Source organism: Brevibacterium sp. 50QC2O2 (assembly GCF_024580675.1).
GTDB classification, from domain to species: Bacteria; Actinomycetota; Actinomycetes; order Actinomycetales; family Brevibacteriaceae; genus Brevibacterium; species Brevibacterium moorei.
In genome coordinates, this window is the sequence record NZ_JANIJZ010000012.1 from 1 (window position 1) to 21,905 (window position 21,905).

Genomic DNA, 21,905 nt, shown 5'->3' on the forward strand with positions numbered 1-21,905 from the left:
CATGCGGATGTGGCTCAGTTGGTAGAGCATCACCTTGCCAAGGTGAGGGTCGCGGGTTCGAGTCCCGTCATCCGCTCGCGTGCCGGAGTTTCAGACTCTTGGTAGTGGGTTCGCAACCCAACCTGGTGGCGTGGCCGAGAGGCGAGGCAGCGGCCTGCAAAGCCGTATACACGGGTTCGAATCCCGTCGCCACCTCGTAACAACTGAATAGCTCGTCATGAGCGCGATTGGCGCAGCGGTAGCGCGCTTCCCTGACACGGAAGAGGTCACTGGTTCGATCCCAGTATCGCGCACACACAGTGTGCTCAGTCAAGCGGTCCTACGGGGCCGCTTTTTTGTATATTCGCCCGGCTCGTGGGCCCCCGAACGCAGTCGGGTAGGGTAGTGGTGCATCGTCCGCGATCCCGGTGGCCCCTTGATCGGCGCGGCATCCCTACCAGGTTCTTGTAGACGAGGAAGTATTCGATGAGTCAGCCTTACGATCCCAACCAGCCCAACCCGTATGGGGTGCCGCAGGGCAGCGGTCCGACGGATCCGTACGCGGGACAGAGCAGCCCGTATGGGCAACCGCAGGCGGACTACGGAACTCAGGCGTATGGCACCACCGGCGATTATCAGGGCGGTAATTACGGGGGAGGGGACTATCCGCCGTATGGTCCGACCGGTTACCCCGGAGGTCCGCAGGGCCCGCAGGCGGGTTCGGAGAAGAACGGCGTCGGCCTCTGGGCGATGATCCTGGGCCTCGTCGGCATCCTCATCTGGTTGGCCGGCGTGGTCGGTCTGATCCTGGGCTGCATCGGCCTGAAGAATGTCAAGAACGGTACGGCGAACAACCGGGGACAGGCGCTGACGGGTGTTATCGCGGGCGCCATCACCACGGTGCTGGGCCTACTGGGCACCATTGTGCTGATCGTGGGCGTGGTCGTGGGACTCGGCGCTGCGAGCAAGGCCGAGGAGTGCCGCAGTGAACCCGGCCACTACTGGTCGAGCTCGGAGAACACCTGCAAGGAGTCCACCGCCGACGGTTACGGTCAGCCGACACAGGCCCCGACCGCTGCCCCCGGTGGGGAGGACGATCAGGCAACGGCGCCCGCTGCGCAGCCGGCCCCCGGCGACGACGCGGTGGAAGCCGAAAACGGCACCGCCGAATTGGCCAAGGGCGTCAGCATGTCGGTCAAACTGTCCTCCTTCACCGCAAGCCAGTCGGCGCAACCGCAGGACATTGCGGGCAAGCAGGTGACCCTGGCGACGGTGACGCTCAAGAACACCACCAGCAGCACGTACAAGCCCTCCTTCCCGATCGCGAAGTGCAGTTATAGCGGTAAGGAGTGCAAGGCTGTCACCGACTTCAAGGACGGTGAACTGATCAGCCAGCTGAGCTTCACCAAGGAGGTCGCGGCCGGCCAATCCCGTACTTTCGAGGTTGCCTATACGATTCCGGCCGATCAGCAGAAGGACGTAGCGCTGGAGTATCGGTTCGTCGGCGGTGCCGATGGCAGCAAAACCCTGAAGTTCACCTTCGCCGGCTGAGATGACCGGCAGGGGTGAGACTCCGGTGGCCGGAGTGATTCGTGGGCTGCTCGGGCTGGCGGGCCTGGCAACGGCCCTGGCCGCGGGCTGGGGTATTGCGACGAGTCGGTTCGATGCCCTGGTCATCGGCCTGGGGGCCGCAGCCGTGGTGCTGGGGACACTGGCCGGGGTCGGCCGGGGCCGGCGTACCGCGTGGGTGGCTGGGCTGACGGCCCTGTCGGTGGGGCTGGGCTGCCTGACCATGGTCGGCCAGGTGGGGTTGTCCATGGCGGGGATGTTCGGTCATGAGGTCCCCGGGTACCATTTCAACGCCGCTCATAAACGGCTGGGTACCGATGAGGCCGACGAGCCACGGGCGGAACCCTCGCCCACTGCACAGGGGACTCGTCCGCAGACGGGGATCGACTTCCCGCAGGACGCACATCGGGCACACCTGAACTCGGGTGTGACCTTGCGCACGGCGGTCCGTGCGGAGTCCGCTCCGGACGACGCCCAGCCTGGGAAATATGCGGGTAAGACCGTCGCGATGGTCTACGTGCGCATCGTCAACGACTCGAAGCGCTCCTATTCCCCCGGCTATCCTGCAATGTACTGCCGTGCCGCAGGGGAACACTGCTATGACGTGTACTCGGAAGCCATGGCGCTCTCCGGCGTCGAACCCTTCAACGAATCGATCGCCCCTGGCAAGTCGAAGACCTTCCGAATGGCCTACGCGGTGCCCAAAAAAGCGATCGGTTCCCTGGACCTGCGGCTGACCTTCGACGGTGCCCGCGACAATCCCTACCGCGTGCGCGGATAGAATCGACGTATCCATTAGAGTCCGACTCTCATCACCTAGGAGTACATCCGTGTCAGAAGTCATGTACCTTGACGACAATCCCATTCCGTTCGTAGAGGGAATGACGGGCACAACGGTGTTCGAGGATCGTCGGGACGTTGTGGCGATCATGCTCAACGGGGCGCCGGCCGATCTGAACAGGGAACTGTCCGTCGGCGATCATATCGCCCCCATCACCCTGGCCGACCAGGCCGGACTCGACATCCTGCGCCACTCCACCGGACACGCGGTGGCCCAGGCCGTGCAGGAACTGTTCCCGGGCACCAAACTGGGAATCGGGCCCTACATCACCGACGGCTTCTACTTCGACTTCCAGGTGGAGAACCCCTTCACCCCCGAAGACCTCAAGAAGATCGAGAAGCGGGTGGCGCGGATCGTCAAGGAGGGCCAGACCTTCAACCGCGTCGTGGTCGATGAAGCGGAGGCCCGTCGCAGGATGGCCGATGAGCCGTTCAAACTGGAACTCATCACCGACAAGGGCCATGGGGACGATGAGTCCTCGGTGGAGGTCGGCGGTGCCGAGCTGACCGTCTACGAGAACCGCAACCGCAAGGGCGAAGTCGTCTGGCAGGATCTGTGCCGTGGCCCGCACCTGCCCTCGACGAAGTACATCGGCAACGGCTTCGCCGTCACCAAGTCCTCGGCCGCCTACTGGCGCGGTGACCAGGACAATGCGAGCCTCCAGCGGATCTACGGTACGGCCTGGGCGACCAAGGACGAACTCAAGGCCTACCAGGACCGGATCAAGGAGGCCGAGCGCCGCGACCACCGTAAGTTGGGCGCTGAACTCGACCTGTTCTCCTTCCCGGAGGAACTGGGATCGGGGCTGCCCGTCTTCCACCCCAAGGGCGGGGTGATCAAACGTGAGATGGAGGACTACGTCCGCCGCAGGCACATCGAAGAGGGCTTCGAATACGTCGGCACCCCGCACATCTCGAAGGAGACTCTGTTCTACACCTCGGGGCATCTGCCCTACTACGGTGAGGACATGTTCCCAGCCCTGCCGGTCGACGAAGTGCTCGGTGAGAACGGCGAGGTCCTCAAGAAGGGCACACCGTACCGGCTCAAGGCGATGAACTGCCCGATGCACAACCTCATCTACCGGTCGCGTGGGCGCTCGTATCGGGAACTGCCGCTGCGCCTGTTCGAATTCGGCACTGTCTATCGCAATGAGGCCTCGGGGGTGGTGCACGGACTGACCCGCGTCCGGGCGCTGACCCAGGACGACTCACACTCCTACGTCACCCAGGAGGGCGCGGCCGATGAGATCCGTCATCTGCTGAACTTCGTGTTCAGCCTGTTGCGCGACTTCGGCCTCGACGACTTCTACCTCGAGCTGTCCACCCGCGATGAGGACGGGAAGAAGAAGGACAAGTTCATCGGTTCGGACGAGCAGTGGCGTGAGGCCACCGAGACCCTGGAGAAGGTGGCGCGCGAATCCGGCCTCGAACTGGTCCCGGATCCAGGCGGCGCGGCTTTCTACGGTCCGAAGATCTCCGTCCAGGCCCGAGACGCGATCGGCCGCACCTGGCAGATGTCCACCGTCCAGCTGGACTTCAACCAGCCCGAGCGCTTCGGCCTGGAATATCAGGCGGCCGACGGCACCCGCAAACAGCCGGTGATGATCCACTCCGCGAAGTTCGGCTCGATCGAACGGTTCCTCGGGGTGCTGACCGAGCACTATGCCGGGGCCTTCCCCGTCTGGCTCTCGCCGGTACAGGCGACCCTGGTGCCGGTGGCAGAGGAATTCCTGGACTACGCACAGGAGATCGCCGCCCGCCTGCGCGATGCAGGGGTGCGCGTCGAGGTCGACGATTCCGACGACCGCTTCCCCAAGAAGATCCGCAACGCCAGCAAGTCGAAGGTGCCCTACACGCTGATCGTCGGCGGCGAGGACCGTGACGCAGGAGCCGTTTCGTTCCGGCTCCGCGATGGCAGCCAGGACAACGGGGTGCCAGTGGACGCGGCAGTGGCCCGAATCCGCGAGGCCATCGAGACCAAGGCCCAGGTATGACGGTCCGCGATGGGGCCGGCAACGTAATGCCCGAACCCGAGGCGGCTGCCGGGTTCCCCGGGGAGCCGGACGGCCTGCAACGCCTCTGGACCCCGCATCGGATGGTCTACATCGGCGGGCAGGACAAGCCGAAGGATGCAACCGAACATCAATGCCCGTTCTGTGCGGGACCGGCCCACAGTGACGAGGAGTCGCTCATCGTGGCACGTGGTGAGACGGTTTTCGCGATCCTCAACCTGTATCCGTACAACCCGGGTCATCTCCTCATCTGTCCGTATCGCCACGTTGCCGATTACCCGGATCTGACGGAGGCCGAAACCCTCGAGCTGGCGCATTTCACGCAGCACGCGATGCGGATGATCAGGCACGTGTCCGGGCCCGACGGTTTCAACATCGGGATCAACCAGGGTGAGGCCGGCGGAGCCGGAATCGCCGCCCATCTGCACCAGCACCTGGTGCCACGCTGGAGCGGGGACGCCAATTTCCTGCCCATTGTCGCCCACACCAAGGCTCTGCCGCAGGTCCACGGGCAGGTGCGGGAACTCTATTCGAGCGCATGGAAGGAAGTCGCCTGAGATGACACCAGAGGACATCGACGCGGTCCACCAACTGGCCGACCCGGTGGCGTGGGGGCAGCGTGTGCTGTTCACCCTGCGCCGGCCCCAGACGGCCCAGGACGCCTATACCGGCCAGGTCTTCGCCACCGATGGAGCGGTCACCCGGCGCATCAGCCACGGGTTCAACGATTCGCACCTGCGTTCGTGTGCCGGTGGCTTCGCCCTCCTGCGCGCAGCCCGCGGTGGCGTGGCCCAGCTGCACATCGGCGAACACCCTGGTGCCACCAGGGTGCTGACGAACGTGGATCTGGGCGTGGACGATTTCGCGGTGTCCCCGAACGGTGACTCCGCCCTGGTCCTGGCCCGGATCCCGGAGGAGGGCCGCTACGGCACCGATCCTGAGGTTTCGGCCGATGCCGAGGCGCCGCGCCGGATCACCCACCCGCAGTACCTGCACAATGGGCTGGGGTACTTCCGCGACAGGGGCACCGTGGTATTCGAAATCGCGATCCCCGAGGCCGGCGTCGAACCCGTCGGGGTGGACGGCATCGACTCCTACCCGGTGCCCGAGGTCCTGCCGGAACTGCCGGGGGACACCTCGGATCCGCAGTACTCCCCATCGGGTCTGATCCGTTCGGCGGTGGCCGGCCGGCACGATGACATCGATGAGGTCGATCTGCGCGACACCGTGTGGGTGTACACGGCAGAGGGTCCCAGGGCCCTTGAGATTCCCAAGTCCCTGGCGGTGCACAGCCACCGTTGGATCGACGACACGCGTTGTGTGCTCGTCGCCCAGGACTTCACGGATGGACCGACCGATTTCATCGCCCAGCTCTCCGGGGTCTACGTCCACGACACCGCCACGGGCGCCACCGAGCGCTTGACCGATGCCGCGAGCGTCGACGCCGCTGGTGGCCTGCTGCAGCTCGTCGATGGGAGAGTGTACTTCGGGGTCGTCACCGACGGCGCGATCCGACTGACGGCACTCGAACTGGACGCAGTAGGGCCCGCGACCCTGCGCGATCTGCACTTCCTGACCCCGGCGGACGCGGTGGTCTCCGGGTTCGCCTTCGCCGCCGACGGATCGCTGGTGTTCACGGCGGCTGTCCCGGACTCCTTCGGCGAACTCTTCCGAGTGCCCGCAGCCGCCCTCGACGCCGAGTCCGCCACAGGTGCCGGCATCGCCCCTGAGGCTCTGACGGACTTCGGCGGCGTGCCCGATGCGGTGGTGCCCGAGGCGATCAAGGCGGACGGAAGTGGCGGGGAGGTGCACGGCTGGGTAGCAGTGCCCCGGGGTCCTGGTCCGCACCCGGTGATCCTGAACATCCACGGTGGTCCCTTCTCCCAGTACACCCATGCGCTGTTCGACGAGACCCAGGTACTGGTGGCGGCGGGTTACGCCGTCGTGTACTCCAACCCACGCGGGTCCAATGGCAGGGGCCGGGACTGGGGGCTGGCGGTCAAGGGCGATATGGCAGAGCCCGCCGCCGCCGATGTGCTGGCAGTGCTCGACACCGCGCTGGCGGCACATCCGGAGCTCGACGGGACCCGGATCGGTGTGCAGGGCGGTTCATACGGCGGCTACCTGACCGCGATGCTCATCGGCTCGCAGGAGGGCACGAGGTTCTCGGCGGCGATCGTCGAACGCGGCTACCTCGTGCCGGGTTCGTTCTACGGAACCAGCGACATCGGCCGCTACTTCACGGATGAGTACACGGGCCCGGCGGCCGAGGACATCGCGCGCCAGTCGCCGATCGAGCGGGCGGCCCTGGTCCGGATACCCACCCTGGTGATGCACTCGGAGCGGGACCTGCGGTGCCCGCTGGAACAGGGCCAGCAGTACTATGCGGCACTGCGCCGGGCCGGTGTTCCGGCCGAGCTCCTGATCTTCCCGGGCGAGAACCACGAATTGTCCAGGGCGGGCCGGCCCAGGCACCGTGCGCAGCGCTTCGAGGCGGTCCTGGAGTGGTGGTCGAAGCACCTGCCGGTGGCCTGAGGCGGTTTTCCGGTAACAAGGGGCGGGCCCGTGGAGATGATCTCCACGGGCCCGCCCCTTGTGCTGCGAGCGTTCCGGTTCAGTCCTGCCCGGCCGCCGGAGCGCGCCCGGGCAGATAGGGCGAGGGCTCGGGCCCGTTGTGTCGGCGGGCTTGCACGGCCAGGATGATCAGGCCCAGGGCGATCGCACCCAGTGCCGCCCACACGTTCGTGCGAATGCCCAGGTAGAACTGACTGGGATCGATCCGGATGTTCTCCCAGACCGTGCGCCCGGCGCCATACCAGATGAGGTAGACGGCGAACAGCCGGCCCCACTGGAAGTAGATCCTGCGGCCCAACCACAACAGCACCACGACGCCGAGGGCGTTCCACAGCACCTCGTAGAGGAACGTGGGATGGAACAGGGTCCCCGCGGGGGTGCCCGCCGGAATGGCGGGATTGCCCGCCGCGATTTCGAGTCCCCAGGGCACGGTGGTGGGGCGCCCGAACAGCTCCTGATTGAACCAGTTGCCGAAGCGTCCGCAGGCCTGCGCGAGGATCAACCCCGGAGCCAGGGCGTCGGCCACGGCGGTGAATCGCAGGCCGGTCTGGCGGCAGCCGATGAACACGCCCAGGGCCCCGCCCAGGAGAGCACCGAAAATCGCGATGCCGCCCTCCCAGATCGCCCACACCGAGCCGTACTCGGTGATGTTCCAGGGGTTGCGCCCCGGTCCGAAGTAGTCGCCGAAATGGCTGAGCACGTGGTAAACGCGGGCGCACACGATGGCCAGGGGGATCGCCCATACCGCGACGTCGACGATCTGCCAGTCCTGGGTCCCACGGGCCCGCAGCCGTCGGTCGGTCAACCACAGCGCCACGATGATGCCCACGAGGATGCACAGCGCGTAGAAGTGGATGGTCAGCGGTCCCAGCTGGAAGGAGGATACACTCGGCGATGGGATTGACGCCAGGAGCTGGATATCGGTGGTCGATGGCATGGTGACCAGTCTATGACCGGCGTCGATGGGATGCCGCATTCACGCTCGGCACGCCGAGCGGGTATGCTCGATCGGGTCACCCTTGATAGGAATCCGGGGAGATCGGGACGAGACGAAGGCAGGAAATGAGCGAACTCACCGTCCGCCAGGCGGCGCGCGTCATCGTGGTCAACCCTGCTGCGCAGGTCTTCATGATCCACGTGCGCGACATCTACGACCCCACCCGGACGTGGTGGGAGACCCCGGGCGGGGGCGCCGAACTGGGGGAGGACCCCCGGCGGACAGCGGTACGCGAACTGGCCGAGGAGACCGGCATCGAGTGCGAGCCGATGGAATTGACCGGCCCGCTGGCCAGCCACCGGGCCAGCATCACGCTCTCCGACGGCGTCCACATTCAGGATGAGGTGTTCTACGGACTCCTCTGCAGTGACGATGAGGACCTCGACAACGCACTGCGCACAGACCTGGAGAAGAAGGCGATCCTGGAGACCGCCTGGCTCGACCTGGACGCCGTGGTCGTCGGACCCGAGGGGACCTCGGCGGTCGGGGTGATGCGGCCTGTGGCCGTTGGCGAACTGGCACGGTTGGTAGTGGCGGGCCTCGTCCCGGACATGCCGCTGCGGCTGCGCAACGGGCGCCTGTAATATAAATCGTTGGAAGAGGTCGACGCCGCCTAGCGGCGTCGCATTATCGGTGAAGAGGAGCAAATCCCGTGTCAGGTCACTCCAAGTGGGCCACCACCAAGCACAAGAAAGCGGCCATCGATGCCAAGCGCGGCAAGCTGTTCGCCAAGCTGATCAAGAACATCGAGGTCGCGGCCAGGAATGGCGGACCGGACCCCGCTGGCAACCCGACTCTCTTCGACGCCGTGCAGAAGGCCAAGAAGAACTCGGTTCCCGCCGATAACATCGATCGCGCGGTCAAGCGCGGCGGTGGCCTCGACGGCTCGGGCGTCGACTACGAGACGATCATGTACGAGGGCTATGCCCAGGGCGGTGTGGCCCTGCTGATCGAATGTCTGACCGATAACCGCAACCGTGCCGCAGCCGAGGTGCGCGTGGCCGTGACCCGCAACGGCGGGAACATGGCCGACCCCGGTTCGGTCGCCTACAACTTCGCACGCAAGGGCGTCGTCGTGGTCTCGCAGGACAACGCCGACGAGGACGCGATCCTCGAGGCGACCCTGGACGCGGGAGCCGAAGAGGTCAAGGACAACGGCGATACCTTCGAGGTGATCTCCGAGGCCACCGATCTGGTCGCAGTGCGCTCTGCCCTGCAGGACGCCGGGATCGACTACGAGAGTGCCGACGCCGCCTTCGTGCCCAACCTCGAGGTCCCGTTGGACGCGGAGACCGCGGCCAAGGTGTTCAAGCTCATCGATGCGCTCGAGGACAGCGACGATGTGCAGAACGTCTACACCAACGCCGATGTCTCCGATGAGGTCATGGCGCAGTTGGAAGAATCCGACTAGGCCGCCGTCGTGCGCATCCTCGGTGTCGACCCCGGGCTCACCCGCTGTGGGCTCGGGGTCGTCGAGTCCAGTCGGGCGCACCAGCCACGGATGGTGGCGGTGGGTGTGGCCAGGACCCCTGCCTCGGACGCGGTGGACGTCCGCCTGGGCCGCATCGCCGAGGTGTTCGACACCTGGCTCGACGACTACCGTCCCGATGTCGTCAGCATCGAGCGGGTGTTCGCCCGCAACGACGTGTCGACCATCATGGGCACGGCACAGGCCTCCGGCCTGACCATGGGACTGGCCGCCCGCCGCGGCATCCCCGTGGCCATGCACACACCCTCCGAGGTCAAGGCCGCGATCACCGGCAACGGCAGGGCCGATAAGCGGCAGATGACCACCATGGTCACGAAGATCCTCCGGCTCGACGCCCCACCGAAGCCCGCGGACGCCGCGGACGCCCTGGCCATCGCCATCTGCCACCTGTGGCGCGGGGCGACCGCGGCCACCTCGACCCCGGGCCCCACCAAGGACCTACTGGCCCGCCAGGCGGCCGGCAGGCAGGGCTCGGGCCTGACCCGGGCACAGGAACAGTGGGCGGCGGCGATCCGGAGGAATCGCTGAGCCGGACCCGCGGTGCGTGCGCTAGGCTAGGGAGAAATCCTACATCTGTTCCCACATAAGCCCTTCCACGGAGAAGCACTGTGCTCACCTATCTTGCAGGGACCGTCCACGCGGTCACGACCGACACACTGACGCTCGTGACCTACGGCGTCGGTCGTGAAGTTCACATCACCCCAGCCTTTGCACTGCAGACCAGACCGGGAATGGAGCTGGCGCTGCACACGATCCTGGTGGTGCGCGAGGACTCCCTGACGCTGTTCGGCTTCCCCACGCCCGACGAGAAATCGGTTTTCGAAGTCCTCACCGGCATCTCGGGGGTGGGCCCCAAACTGGCGCTGGCGGTGCTCGGCGTGCTGGGGCCGGCCGAACTGAGCACCGCGGTCTCCGCCGGCGACGAGGCCGCTCTGACCCGGGTGCCGGGTATCGGCAAGAAGGTCGCGGCCCGGATGATGCTGGAGCTGGGCAACCGGCTCGACCGATTGCCGGCGGCCGCTGCTGCGGGGGCCCCCGTGCACACCGCCGCGGACGACGAGGTCGTGCTGGCCCTGACCGGGCTCGGCTGGAAGGAAGCGGAAGCGCTCGACGTCGTCTCCGCGGTGCGCGCAGATCTGCCCGAGGCCTCCGTACCGGTTCTGCTCAAGGCCAGTCTGCGGGTTCTGGGGGGCCGCCAGTGACCGACGGCTACGAAATCGACTTCGGTTCGGACGACCCTACCGGCGCGGAACTCGAGCGCCTGATGGGCACCGGTGCCGGAGCCCAGGAACGGGCTCAGGAAGCTGCTCTGCGGCCGAAGGGGCTCGCGGAATTCGTCGGGCAGCCACTGGTGCGCGAACAGCTCTCCCTCGTCCTCGATGCAGCCAGGGCCAGGGGCAGGACGCCGGACCATGTGTTGCTCTCGGGGCCGCCTGGACTGGGCAAGACCACACTGGCGATGATCATCGCTGCCGAAATGGGCGCGCAGATCCGGATCACCTCGGGCCCGGCGATCCAGCATGCCGGCGATCTTGCGGCGATCCTGTCCTCGCTGGAGGAGGGCGAGGTCCTGTTCATCGACGAGATCCACAGGATGTCGCGTTCGGCCGAGGAGATGCTCTACGTCGCGATGGAGGACTTCCGCGTCGACGTCATCGTCGGCAAGGGCCCCGGCGCCACCGCGATCCCGCTCGAACTTCCGCCGTTCACGCTGGTCGGCGCGACCACCAGGTCGGGGCTGCTGCCGGCGCCGCTGCGTGACCGCTTCGGGTTCACCGGGCACCTGGACTTCTACTCCGATGAGGATCTCGAAAGGGTCCTCGTCCGCTCGGCGCAGATGATCGGCATCGAGGCCAGGCCGGCCGGCCTGGTCGAGATCGCGATGCGCTCCCGCGGTACCCCGCGCATCGCCAACAGGCTGCTGCGGCGGGTGCGCGACTGGGCGCAGGTGCGCGGCAGTGGAGTCGTGGACAAACACGCGGCGCAGGAGGCGCTGAAGGTATATGAGGTCGACGAACGGGGACTCGACCGGCTCGACCGCTCCGTTCTGCGGGTCCTGTGCCGCCGATTCAACGGCGGTCCGGTGGGACTGTCCACCCTCGCCGTATCGGTGGGGGAGGAGGCCGAGACCGTCGAAGAGGTCGCCGAGCCCTTCCTTGTTCGCGAAGGGCTGATATCGCGGACGCCACGCGGCCGGATCGCCACCCGCGAGGCCTGGGCGCACTTGGGCCTGACTCCGCCAGAGGAGCGGGTGGACTGATTCCGGGTCCGCGGGATTGGTCATCCTTAGGTGGTCCCAACTAGACTAGCGACCGATCTGCCCATTCTCTGAAAGGTCGTACCTCCGTGGATCCCAGCATGATTCTGATCGTCGTCGTCGCGGCGATGCTCATCTTCTTCATGTTCAGCAACAAGAAGAAACAGAAGGCCCGCGCCGAACAGATGAAGAACGATCTGGTCCCCGGCGCCTCGGTGATGACCAGTTCCGGTATCTACGGCACGGTCGTGTCCGTCGACGAAGCCGATAACAAGGTCACCATCGAATCGGGGCCCGGCACCATCCTGGTCTTCCACAAGCAGGCCATCGGCCAGGTGCAGGCCGCTCAGGCCGACCCGGCGCCGGCAGAGCCCGCGTCCGACGAACCGGCAGTGGACGAAGAACCGGCAGAGTCCGCAGCGGACTCCGAGTCCCCGCGTATCACCGACGCCGAACTCGACGCGATGAACGCGGCCAAGCGCGAATCGCCCGAACAGGACTCCGACTCCCAGCAGGGGAAGGACTCCGCCGACAAGGACAAGGACTGAATCAGGTCCTCCCACCCACACCGCGTCGGGCTCCTGGTCTGAAAGCGCGGTGCTCCCAATCGAAAGAACTTCCGTGTCATCTTCAGAGAACAAGCCCCGGCCCGGGCTGCGTTTTACGTGGCTGATCGTCATCACGGCGATCGTGGCCGCGATTATCGCCGCCGGGTCCATCTGGGGCAAGGCGAGTTGGACTCCCAACCTCGCACTCGACCTCGAGGGCGGAACCTCGATCATCCTCGAACCACAGCTGGACGAAGGCGCCAAGATCTCCAAGGAGCAGCTGCAGCAGGCTGTGGCGATCATCCGGCAGCGTGTCGACTCGACGGGTGTATCGGAGGCCGAGATCAGCACGCAGGGCGATCAGAACATCGTCGTCAACCTGCCCGGCAACCCCGATAAGCAGACCCGCGATCTGGTCCGGTCCTCGGCTCAGCTGGCCTTCCGCCGCGTCGCGGCCGTCGGCGCCCCGCAACCCGCAGGGCAGGAGTCGGCGAGTCCGAGCGAGTCGAAATCGCCGGAGATGACCGATGAACAGAAGAAGAAGCTCGAGGATCTGCTGGGCAAGCAGTCGGAGACCGGCAAGGCCGGCGGTACGGTGTCCAAACAGGCCGCCTCCGCGGCTCCGGCCGGCGGGCCGAGCGCCTCGCCCACGGCCAAACAGCAGGACTCCACCGAGGCACAGAAGATTCCGCGCTTCGATCCGGCAGCCGATCAGTCCTGGGCCAGCGAGAAAATCCAGAAGCAATTCGCCGAACTGGACTGCACGAATCCGGAGAACCGGACCGGTGGCAAGCGCTTGAACCCCGATCAGCCGGTCGTGGCGTGTTCCAAGGACGGACAGGAGAAGTACGTCTTGGGCCCGGTCGAGCTCGACGGCTCGCATGTCAAGGACGCCAGTTTCGGTTACGAGACTTCCTCCTCGGGCCAGCAGACGAACAATCTGGCCGTGTCCATGGAGTTCGACGGAACCGGCCGTGACGTCTTCGGCAAGGTGACCAGTGCCATCACCGGTCAGCAGCAGCCCTACAACCAGTTCGCCATCACCCTCGACGGGCTGGTGCTCACGGCACCCGTCTCACAGTCGGCCGTGACCGATGGGCGGGCGCAGATCACCGGCAGCTTCACGCAGGAGGAGGCCGAGACCCTGGCCAACCAGCTGAAGAACGGTGCCCTGCCGATCAGCTTCCAGGTCCAGTCCGAGGAGCAGATCTCCCCGACCCTGGGTTCGGAATACCTCACGAAGGGCTTGCTCGCCGGCGGTATCGGCCTGTTGTTGGTCATCGTGTACTCGCTGTTCCAGTACCGCGCCCTGGCCTCGGTGACGGTCAGTTCCCTGGTCGTCGCTGGAATCCTGACCTATCTGCTCCTGCTGTTCGTATCGTGGCGGTACGGTTATCGGCTGTCCTTGGCCGGCGTCGCCGGCATCATCGTGGGTATCGGCATGACCGCCGACTCGTTCATCGTCTACTTCGAACGTGTCCGAGATGAATTGCGCGACGGCAGACCTCTGAAATCCGCGGTGGAGGTCGGCTGGTCGCGTGCGGGCCGGACGATCTACGCGTCCAAGGCGGTCAACATGCTCGCAGCCGTCATTCTTTACATCCTGGCAGTCGGCTCGGTGCGTGGCTTCGCCTTCACCCTGGGTCTGACAGTCATCGTCGACGTGCTCGTCGTCGTCCTGTTCACCCATCCGATGCTGCAGGCCCTGGCGCGCACGGAGTTCTTCGGCAACGGCCACCCCATGTCCGGGATGGATCCGCGGTTGCTCGGGGTCAAGCCCGCTGCCTACCGCGGTGCCCTCGGCCTGGATTTGGAACGTGCGAAGGAGAAGTCGAAGAAGGGCAAGTCCTTCAAGGAGGCGAAGAGGCGGCAGGCCCGGACCGACCGTAAGGCCGAGGACGGGATGTCGATCGCCGAACGCAAGGCCGCTTTGAAGTCGGGAGAGGACGAGTAAGTGAAACGCTTCTTCGAATGGGGCAACAGGCTCCACACCGGTGAATCGTCCATCCCGTTCGTCGGGAAGTCCAAACTGTGGTTGACGATCGCGGCCGTGCTGACCGTCCTGTCGATCCTGGTCCCCGTCTTCGGCGGGTTCAACCTGGGCATCGACTTCCGCGGCGGATCCCAGTTCCAGGTCGACCACGTGGCCACCGACAAGGTCGACGCGGCCTCACAGGCGGTGACCGATGCGGTGGGCGCTGCGAACCCCTCCGTGGTCCCGACGACCAATGACACCCTCAAGATCGAGACCGACCAGCTCAGCGATGAGCAGATGCAGCAGGTCAGGGACTCGCTCGTGAGCCATCTGCAGGTCGACAACTCCGATGTCACATCGAACTTCATCGGCCCGCAGTGGGGCGCGGACGTCACCCAGAAGATGGCGCGTGCGCTCATCATCTTCGTGGCCCTGGCGATGGTGTTCATGGCGATCTACTTCCGCACCTGGAAGATGTCATTGGCGGCGATCCTGGGCCTGGTGTTCGTCATGGTCCTGACCATGGGGATCTACTCGGCCACCGGCTTCGAGGTCACCCCGGAGGCGGTGATCGGCTTCCTCACGGTCTTGAGCTTCTCGCTGTACGACACGGTGGTGGTCTTCGACAAGATCAGGGAGACGACCCAGGACTTCGGGAGTGCAAAGGACAGGACATTCTCCGAACTGGTGAACCTGGGCATCAACCAGACCACTGTGCGCTCGATCAACACCACGATCATCGCGGCCCTGCCGATCGGCGCGATCCTGTTCATCGGCGTGTTCCTGCTCGGCGCGGGCACGCTGACGGATATTTCGCTGTCACTGTTCGTGGGCACCGTGGTCGCTGCGGCCTCGACACTGTTCGTCGCCTCTCCGCTGTACGCGGTACTGCGTTCCACGGAGAAGAAGGTCAAGGAGCAGGAGGCCAGAGTGCTCGAGGCCCGCCCTGCGGCTTGAGCACGAAGTTCCTTGTAGTATTGAACCACCGGTGAGTCCGCTCACCGGTGGTTCTTTTATTCGCGTGGAACCCGCAGGTGTTCCCAGGGAGGGTGACGGGTCATGAGCGATCAGGCGAAGAGCACCAACAAGCGCCAGCGGGGCCTGTCCCGATTGGCGTTCTGGACGGCGCGCAGCCAGAATTCGCCGCAGTTCCCCCCGGCCCTGGGGCCCCTGCTGCAGGCGCTGGAGAAGAACCACCCGAAGGCCGATCCGGACATCGTCCTGCGGGCCTATCGGGTGGCGGAGAAATGGCATCGCGGCCAGACCCGCAAGAGCGGTGATCCCTACATCACGCATCCGGTTGCGGTTGCGACCATCCTGGCCGAAATCGGCATGACCCCGGTGACCCTGGCCGCAGCACTGCTGCACGATACGGTCGAGGACACCGGGTACAGCCTGGAGGACCTGCGCACTGACTTCGGCGATGAGATAGCGCTGATGGTCGACGGGGTCACGAAGCTGGACAAGATCCAATACGGGGCTGCGGCCCAGTCCGAGACCGTGCGGAAGATGATCGTGGCGATGAGCCAGGACATCAGGGTGCTGGTCATCAAGCTGGCCGACCGGCTCCACAATGCACGCACATGGAAGTACGTACCGGCTTCCTCAAGTGAGCGCAAGGCCAGGGAGACCCTGGAGATCTTCGCCCCGCTGGCGCACCGCCTGGGGATGAACACGATCAAATGGGAACTCGAGGACCTGTCGTTCCAAGTGCTCTATCCCAAGGTCTACGACGAGATCGTCAGACTGGTCGCCGAGCGGACCCCGGAACGCGAGAAGTACCTGGGCATCGTGTCCAAGGACCTGGGCGATGTGCTTCACGGAGCGCAGATCGATGCGACCATCACCGGCCGGCCGAAGCACTACTATTCCATCTACCAGAAGATGGTGGTGCGCGGGCACGAGTTCGGCGACATCTACGACCTTGTCGGTGTGCGCGTGCTGGTCTCGACGGTCAACGAGTGCTACGGGGTGCTCGGGCTGGTCCACGCCAAGTGGACGCCGGTGCCGGGGCGGTTCAAGGACTATATCGCGGTCCCGAAGTTCAACATGTACCAGAGCCTGCACACGACCGTGATCGGCCCGTACGGCAAGCCGGTGGAGATCCAGATCAGAACCTATGAAATGGACACCAGGGCGGAATACGGGGTGGCCGCGCACTGGCGCTACAAGGACCGGGCAAAGGCGACGGCCGCGGGATCCGGCACCGGCAGGCGGACCGTCAAGGTGGCGGACTCCGGAGAACTCGACCAGGTCAACTGGCTGCGCCAGATCATGGACTGGCAGAAGGAGACCGAGGACCCCGACGAGTTCCTGGACAACCTGCGTTACCAGGTGCGCAGCCAGGAGGTCTACGCCTTCACCCCGCAGGGCGACATCATCACGCTGCCACAGCATTCGACGCCGGTCGACTTCGCCTATTCCGTACACACGGAGGTCGGGCACAAGACGATGGGCGCCAGGGTCAACGGCCGGCTGGTGCCGCTGGATACAGAGCTGAACAACGGTGACGTCGTCGAGGTCTTCACCTCGAAGGACGAACACGCCGGTCCCAGCCGTGACTGGTTGACCTTCGTCGCCAGTCCCAGGGCACGCAACAAGATCCGACAGTGGTTCTCCAAGGAGCGCAGGGAGGAGGCCATCGACAACGGGCGCGACCAGCTGGCCCGGGCGATGCGCCGTCACCATATCAGTGCCGAGAAGCTGATGAAGAACGAGACCCTGGAGCTCGTCGCCGCAGAACAGCACCTGCCGGACGTCGATTCGCTCTACGCCTCGATCGGCAATGGGAACGTCTCGGCTGCGCACATCGTCGATCTACTGGCCAAACACGTCCAGGGCGAACAGGTCGAACCGGAGCCCGCCCCGGTGATCGCACAGAACAAGACGGGCAGGTCCTCCGGGCACCACTCCTCGACCGAGGGTGTGCGCGTCAAGGGGATGGACGACATCCTGGTGAAGTTGGCGCGCTGCTGCACCCCGGTGCCCGGCGATGACGTCATCGGCTTCGTCACCCGCGGCAGTGGAGTATCGGTTCATCGCAAGGACTGTAAGAACATGGCCTCACTCGAACGCCAGCCCGAGCGGTTGGTGGAGGTTGAATGGACGGGGCAGTCGCACGGACTCTACCTCGTGCAGATACAAGTCGAGGCGCTCGATCGTGCCGGTCTGCTCTCCGACATCACGAAGGCGCTCAGTGACTACCATGTCAACATCCTTTCGGCCTCCGTGGCGACCAGCCGCGCCAGGGTTGCACAGTCTCGTTTCGTCTTCGAGATAGGGGACTCCACCCACCTGGGCAGCGTGCTCTCGGCGGTACGGCAGGTGGACGGCGTGTTCGACGTCTACCGGATCACCGGCTGAGTCGGCGGGGTCACAGCTCGACGAGTTCCAGCGCCCGGCGCAGCACGGTGATCCCGGAGCGGCGGTAGAGCCCGTCGACGTATTCGCCGAAGGCCAGTCGGTCGGCGCGGCCCACATCGACGAGCAATGTGGTGATGGCCGCAGCCAGCCGCGTGGGGTCCTGCGTCTCGATCGCCATGGCCTCGTCGAACAGGGTACGGGCTCCAGTCGTCACCGGCACCGCTGCGGGGCGGGAGACGTCGAAGGGGCCCAAGGTGCGTTCGAAGGTGTGAGCGGCATAGTTCCCGCGCAGTCTGCGGCGTTTGAGGGTCGTCAGGTGCACGGTGACCGGGCTGCGCCCGGAGCCCCACCAGACCCAGTGCGCGGTGGCGTGGGAATAGGCGGTGTCGGCCAGTTGGGGCGGGCCGAGCGCGGCTGCCCGCAGCCGCGGCCCGGCGGGGGCGTCGGCGGCGACCCAGCAGTCCTCGGTCAGCTGGACGAGCAGTCCGTCGAGGGCCAGTGAGCGCAGGGTATCGCGGTCGACGTCGGCAGTGGGCCGCAACAGCCCGTCGACGGGGGCTGATTCTTCGCAGGTGGACATGAGGAAAGCCTGGCAGCTCATTGGCCGCCAGGCCAGACCCCCGGGGGAATCTGTGGATAACCGGCCCGGAGCCCACCGCTGCGGGCCGGTTATCCACAGATGTCTGATGCCTTAGTCGGAGAACTCCTCGGCGGTGCGGGCCAACTGCTCATACCATTTACGCTTCGTCTCGAGCTCCTCGCCGGCCTTGGCGATGCGCTTCTGATCGCCTGCGGCCTCGGCGGCGTCGAGCTTGGCCTGCAACTCGTCGAGCTGATCGGTCAGCTGGGAGAGCACTCCGCTGGTCCGTGCCCGGGTCTCCGGGTTGGTCTTGCGCCAGCGCTCGTCCTCTGCTGCGGACAGTGCCGACTCGACCTCGCGCAGACCGTTCTCCATCCGGCTGATATCGGCGCGCGGGACCCGGCCCGCGTCCTCCCACTCGTCCTGGATCTTCCGCAGTGCTTGCTTGGTGGAATCGATGTCGGTGATCGGCAGGAGGGCCCTGGCGCGTTCGAGCAGAGCCTCCTTGACCACCAGGTTGTCCGCATAGCCGGCGTCGATCGCATCGTTCTCGGCCTTGCGCGCGGCGAAGAAGACATCCTGTGCGGCCCTGAAGCGGGCCCACAGGGCGTCGTCGTCCTTGCGGCCCGCCCGCGGGGTGGCCTTCCACTTGTCCATCAGGTCGCGGAACCGCCCTGCGGTCTCGCGCCAATCGGTGGAACCGGAGAGCTCCTCGGCCTGAGCGACCAGCTTCTCCTTCAGCCGCTTGCCCTCGGCATTGTGGGCGTCCAGCTCGGCGAAGAACTCCTTGCGGCGCCGGTCGAACCCGTTGCGGGCCTTCGCGAAGCGTCCCCACAGTTCCTGATCCTCCGACCGCGGCAGGCGCGGGCTGGCGGCCTGCACCTCCTTCCAGCGCGCGAACAGTTCCCGCATCCGGGCGCCGGACTGCTTCCACTGGACCCTGGCGGAATCCTGGGCGGCGATCCGCTCCGCCTCGTCCACGATCTCCCGGCGGCGCAGACGGCCCTCCTCGCGCCTTGCCTCGGTCTCCTGCTGGGCCGCGGCGGCAGCGGTGTCGGCACGTGCGGCGAGCTGTTGGAGGCGCTCGTCGAGTCCGGCCAGGTCCCCGACCACGTCCGCGCCGGCTAAGGCCTCGCGCTGGGCGGCGGCGGAACGCCGGATCGCATCGGCGGGCGCACCGGCGTCCAGGCGCTGGCCCAGCAGCTCCGCCGCGTCGACCAGGTCGAGGTACTTGTTGGCGAAGTACTCCAGGGCGCCTGCGGCATCGGCGTCGGGGTACTGTCCCACAGGGCGTTCGCCCTCGGCCGTCCGGACGAAAACCGTCTGCGCTTCATCGACCCGGCCGAAGGCGGTGGCGGCGGCCAGCTCTGCGCTGCGGTCGCGGTGCTCGGTCGCCGGCACCGGCGCCAGCGCCGAGGGCTTCGGGCCCGGGCGGGGGCCTGGTTTCGGAACGGGATGGTTCGAATCAGTCATGGAGATTCCCTGTCTGTCGTCGGTCGAATCACACGGATCACTCGACTATGCGGTTGAAGTACCCCCACAGCTTAGCCGTTGTGGTCCGGGGCAGGGCCAATCCGTCCACTGCGCCCGCCTCGTGGATAGAATCGGGCTATGCGCGTTTTGACCACTGTCGCCCCGTTTCTGGGCGTCAACTGCTATGTCGTCTCCGCCGCAGAATCGCAGGAGTGCGTGTTGATCGACGCGGGCCTCGGCGGCGCGGAAGGGGTACGCGCCCAGGTTGAGACCGCGGGCCTGCACCCGGTGGCGGTATTGCTGACCCATGGACATCCCGACCATGTGCTGGGGCTGCCCGCATACCTTGAGTCCTGGGACGTACCGGTCTACCTGGCCGCCGCGGACCACTACCGGCTGGCCGATCCCGCGGCCACGATGACCGGTGACTTCGCCGCGGTGGTGGCACGCGCCGTGCCCGATTGGCCGGCGCCGGTGGCGCGGGCACTGCCGGAGCGGCTCAGCCTGGCGGGGCTCGACTTCGACTTCACGGTGTTGCCCGGGCACACGGAGGGTTCCACACTGATCGCCGCGGGCCTGCCGGACACGGGGGAGAAGGTGTACTTCTCCGGCGATATCCTGTTCGCCGGTTCGGTGGGACGCACCGACCTGCCGGGCGGCAGTGCGCGTGCCATGGTCGACAGCCTTGCGGTACTGCGCGGTCTGCCCGACGGTGCCGTCCATCCCGGCCACGGGCCGGCCATGACGATGGCCCGCGAACAGGCCGGCAATCCCTTCCTGAAATGATAGAGATCCATTAACCACCCCAACCCGCCCCGGCGGGCATCACACTAGGAGTGAAGCACTCATGGCACAGGCGGCCAAACTCTCCGGCTTTCCAGAATGGCTTCCAGCCGATCAGATCGTCCAGGAACGGCTGCTCGATCATCTGCGCCATGTCTTCGAGCTCAACGGCTACGCCGGGATCCAGACCCGCGCGGTCGAACCGCTGACGGCACTGGCCAAGGACGGGGAGATCGACAAGGAGATCTTCGCGGTGCGCCGGCTGCACGCCGAGGGCGAGGAGAAGAACCCCCTGGGCCTGCACTTCGACCTGACGGTGCCGCTGTCGCGCTATGTGGTGGAGAACGCGGGACATCTGGACTTCCCGTTCAAGCGCTATCAGATTCAACCCGTCTGGCGCGGCGAGCGTCCCCAGGAGGGCCGCTACCGGGAATTCATTCAGGCCGATATCGACGTCATCGGCGATGGGACCCTGCCGGACCACTACGAGGTCGAGGTCCCGCTGGTGATGCTGCAGGCCTTCGAGGCGCTAGGGGAACTGGGTATCCCGCCGGTGCGGATCCTGGCGAACAACCGCAAGCTGTTGGAGGGGTTCGCCCGTGGGATCGGGCTGAGCGACATCACCGCAGTGCTGCGCTGCATCGACAAGTACGACAAGATCGGCCCGGCCGCGGTGGGTGAACTCCTGGCCGCAGAGGCCGGGGCGAGCCCCGCCCAGCAGCGGGCGTGCCTGGCCCTGGCCGAGATCGAGGCGACGGACGCCGGATTCGCCGACCGCGTCACCGCGCTGGGGGTTCACGACGACCTGCTCGACCAGGGACTCGAAGCCCTGGTCAAACTGCTCGATGCGGCCAATGAGCTGGCCCCGGGCAAGGTCGTCGCCCAGCTGAAGATCGCCCGCGGTCTGGATTACTACACCGGCACCGTCTACGAGACCCAGCTGATCGGACACGAGGGCCTGGGCTCCGTGGCCTCCGGTGGACGCTATGACGCCCTGGCCAAAACGGACAAGAAGGTCTATCCGGGCGTGGGCATGTCCCTGGGCGTCTCCCGCCTGCTCTCGCGCTTCATCGGCCGCAACCAGGCGCTGCGGGCCACCCGGTCCGTGCCGACCGCCGTGCTGGTGGCCGTCACCGCAGAATCCCACCGGGCCGATGCGAACCGGGTCGCCGCCGTGCTGCGCTCCCGCGGGATCGCCACCGACGTGGCGCCGAGTGCCGCGAAGTTCGGCAAACAGATCAAGTTCGCCGATAAGCGCGGTATCCCGTTCGTCTGGTTCCTCGACGGAGAGACCGGGAACGAGGTCAAGGACATCCGCACCGGCGTGCAGGCGCCGGCCGATCCGGAGATCTGGGCGCCGGGCGCAGACGACCTGTGGCCCCGAGTCGTCAATCCAGCGGCCGGAGCCTGAGGTCCGGGCCGTCGGGGACCTGCGACTAGACTTAGTCGCTGTATCGCGAACTCTT

General features: G+C 66.2%; 19 protein-coding genes and 3 tRNA genes. 19 read left to right on the forward strand and 3 right to left on the reverse strand.

Going from position 1 to position 21,905, the window contains the following annotated elements:
• Window positions 1–3 precede the first annotated feature (3 nt).
• The 8 genes from NQ038_RS10510 (at window position 4) to NQ038_RS10545 (ending at window position 6,935) form a co-directional block, all read left to right on the forward strand.
• Window positions 4–76: transfer RNA gene (locus NQ038_RS10510), tRNA-Gly, on the forward strand.
• Between the two features lie 48 nt (window positions 77–124).
• Window positions 125–195: transfer RNA gene (locus NQ038_RS10515), tRNA-Cys, on the forward strand.
• A 26-nt stretch (window positions 196–221) separates the two neighbouring features.
• Window positions 222–293 (forward strand) — tRNA-Val (locus NQ038_RS10520).
• Window positions 294–465: 172 nt separating this feature from the next.
• On the forward strand, window positions 466–1,530 hold the full coding sequence (locus tag NQ038_RS10525) for a DUF4190 domain-containing protein (RefSeq protein ID WP_257062542.1): 1,065 nt from the start codon (window positions 466–468) through the stop codon (window positions 1,528–1,530).
• A 34-nt stretch (window positions 1,531–1,564) separates the two neighbouring features.
• Window positions 1,565–2,329, forward strand: coding sequence for a hypothetical protein (locus NQ038_RS10530; RefSeq protein ID WP_257062543.1), 765 nt, complete (start codon window positions 1,565–1,567; stop codon window positions 2,327–2,329).
• Window positions 2,330–2,390: 61 nt separating this feature from the next.
• Window positions 2,391–4,382: a threonine--tRNA ligase gene (gene thrS, locus NQ038_RS10535; protein WP_257062579.1), complete on the forward strand. Its 1,992-nt coding sequence runs from the start codon at window positions 2,391–2,393 to the stop codon at window positions 4,380–4,382.
• Complete coding sequence (locus NQ038_RS10540; protein WP_257046472.1) at window positions 4,379–4,957, forward strand: HIT domain-containing protein; 579 nt, start codon at window positions 4,379–4,381, stop codon at window positions 4,955–4,957. Before thrS ends, NQ038_RS10540 begins: the two co-directional genes overlap by 4 nt.
• A gap of 1 nt (window position 4,958) precedes the next feature.
• The gene (locus NQ038_RS10545; RefSeq protein WP_257062545.1) at window positions 4,959–6,935 is read left to right on the forward strand and encodes a S9 family peptidase; all 1,977 of its coding nucleotides are present in this window, start codon (window positions 4,959–4,961) and stop codon (window positions 6,933–6,935) included.
• A 79-nt stretch (window positions 6,936–7,014) separates the two neighbouring features.
• Here NQ038_RS10545 and lgt read toward each other — a convergent pair whose 3' ends face one another.
• Window positions 7,015–7,911 carry a prolipoprotein diacylglyceryl transferase gene (gene lgt, locus NQ038_RS10550; RefSeq protein WP_257062547.1) on the reverse strand — a complete coding sequence of 299 codons (897 nt, stop codon included), beginning with the start codon at window positions 7,909–7,911 and terminating at the stop codon, window positions 7,015–7,017.
• 125 nt (window positions 7,912–8,036) lie between these two features.
• On the opposite strand from lgt, the gene NQ038_RS10555 reads away from it, so the two are divergent.
• The 9 genes from NQ038_RS10555 to NQ038_RS10595 all read left to right on the forward strand — a co-directional run bounded on the left by NQ038_RS10555 (window position 8,037) and on the right by NQ038_RS10595 (window position 17,603).
• A complete protein-coding gene (locus tag NQ038_RS10555) occupies window positions 8,037–8,555 on the forward strand; it encodes an NUDIX hydrolase (protein WP_257046469.1) in 519 nt (172 codons plus the stop codon).
• Between the two features lie 68 nt (window positions 8,556–8,623).
• Window positions 8,624–9,382, forward strand: a complete 759-nt coding sequence (locus NQ038_RS10560; protein WP_257046468.1) for a YebC/PmpR family DNA-binding transcriptional regulator — start codon at window positions 8,624–8,626, stop codon at window positions 9,380–9,382.
• 9 nt (window positions 9,383–9,391) lie between these two features.
• The gene (gene ruvC / locus NQ038_RS10565) at window positions 9,392–9,988 is read left to right on the forward strand and encodes a crossover junction endodeoxyribonuclease RuvC (protein ID WP_257046467.1); all 597 of its coding nucleotides are present in this window, start codon (window positions 9,392–9,394) and stop codon (window positions 9,986–9,988) included.
• Between the two features lie 80 nt (window positions 9,989–10,068).
• A complete protein-coding gene (gene ruvA, locus NQ038_RS10570; RefSeq protein ID WP_257046466.1) occupies window positions 10,069–10,662 on the forward strand; it encodes a Holliday junction branch migration protein RuvA in 594 nt (197 codons plus the stop codon).
• Window positions 10,663–10,724: 62 nt separating this feature from the next.
• Entirely contained in the window at window positions 10,725–11,720 is a 996-nt protein-coding gene (gene ruvB, locus NQ038_RS10575) for a Holliday junction branch migration DNA helicase RuvB (protein WP_257046646.1), read from the forward strand.
• Between the two features lie 98 nt (window positions 11,721–11,818).
• Complete coding sequence (yajC, locus tag NQ038_RS10580; RefSeq protein ID WP_257062548.1) at window positions 11,819–12,265, forward strand: preprotein translocase subunit YajC; 447 nt, start codon at window positions 11,819–11,821, stop codon at window positions 12,263–12,265.
• Between the two features lie 73 nt (window positions 12,266–12,338).
• Complete coding sequence (gene secD, locus NQ038_RS10585; RefSeq protein ID WP_257062550.1) at window positions 12,339–14,219, forward strand: protein translocase subunit SecD; 1,881 nt, start codon at window positions 12,339–12,341, stop codon at window positions 14,217–14,219.
• Window positions 14,220–15,197 carry a protein translocase subunit SecF gene (gene secF / locus NQ038_RS10590; protein WP_257046463.1) on the forward strand — a complete coding sequence of 326 codons (978 nt, stop codon included), beginning with the start codon at window positions 14,220–14,222 and terminating at the stop codon, window positions 15,195–15,197.
• A gap of 102 nt (window positions 15,198–15,299) precedes the next feature.
• Window positions 15,300–17,603: a bifunctional (p)ppGpp synthetase/guanosine-3',5'-bis(diphosphate) 3'-pyrophosphohydrolase gene (locus NQ038_RS10595; RefSeq protein WP_257062552.1), complete on the forward strand. Its 2,304-nt coding sequence runs from the start codon at window positions 15,300–15,302 to the stop codon at window positions 17,601–17,603.
• Window positions 17,604–17,613: 10 nt separating this feature from the next.
• On the opposite strand, the gene NQ038_RS10600 is transcribed toward NQ038_RS10595, so the two are convergent.
• Together NQ038_RS10600 and NQ038_RS10605 are read right to left on the reverse strand one after the other, a co-directional pair.
• Window positions 17,614–18,183 (reverse strand): hypothetical protein, encoded by a 570-nt coding sequence (locus tag NQ038_RS10600; protein ID WP_257062553.1) that lies wholly within the window; start codon window positions 18,181–18,183, stop codon window positions 17,614–17,616.
• A 111-nt stretch (window positions 18,184–18,294) separates the two neighbouring features.
• Window positions 18,295–19,656: a DUF349 domain-containing protein gene (locus NQ038_RS10605; RefSeq protein WP_257062555.1), complete on the reverse strand. Its 1,362-nt coding sequence runs from the start codon at window positions 19,654–19,656 to the stop codon at window positions 18,295–18,297.
• Window positions 19,657–19,794: 138 nt separating this feature from the next.
• Between NQ038_RS10605 and NQ038_RS10610 the strand changes: the two genes are divergently transcribed.
• Together NQ038_RS10610 and hisS are read left to right on the forward strand one after the other, a co-directional pair.
• Entirely contained in the window at window positions 19,795–20,442 is a 648-nt protein-coding gene (locus NQ038_RS10610; protein ID WP_257062557.1) for an MBL fold metallo-hydrolase, read from the forward strand.
• 61 nt (window positions 20,443–20,503) lie between these two features.
• The gene (hisS, locus tag NQ038_RS10615) at window positions 20,504–21,850 is read left to right on the forward strand and encodes a histidine--tRNA ligase (RefSeq protein WP_257046458.1); all 1,347 of its coding nucleotides are present in this window, start codon (window positions 20,504–20,506) and stop codon (window positions 21,848–21,850) included.
• Window positions 21,851–21,905 lie beyond the last annotated feature (55 nt).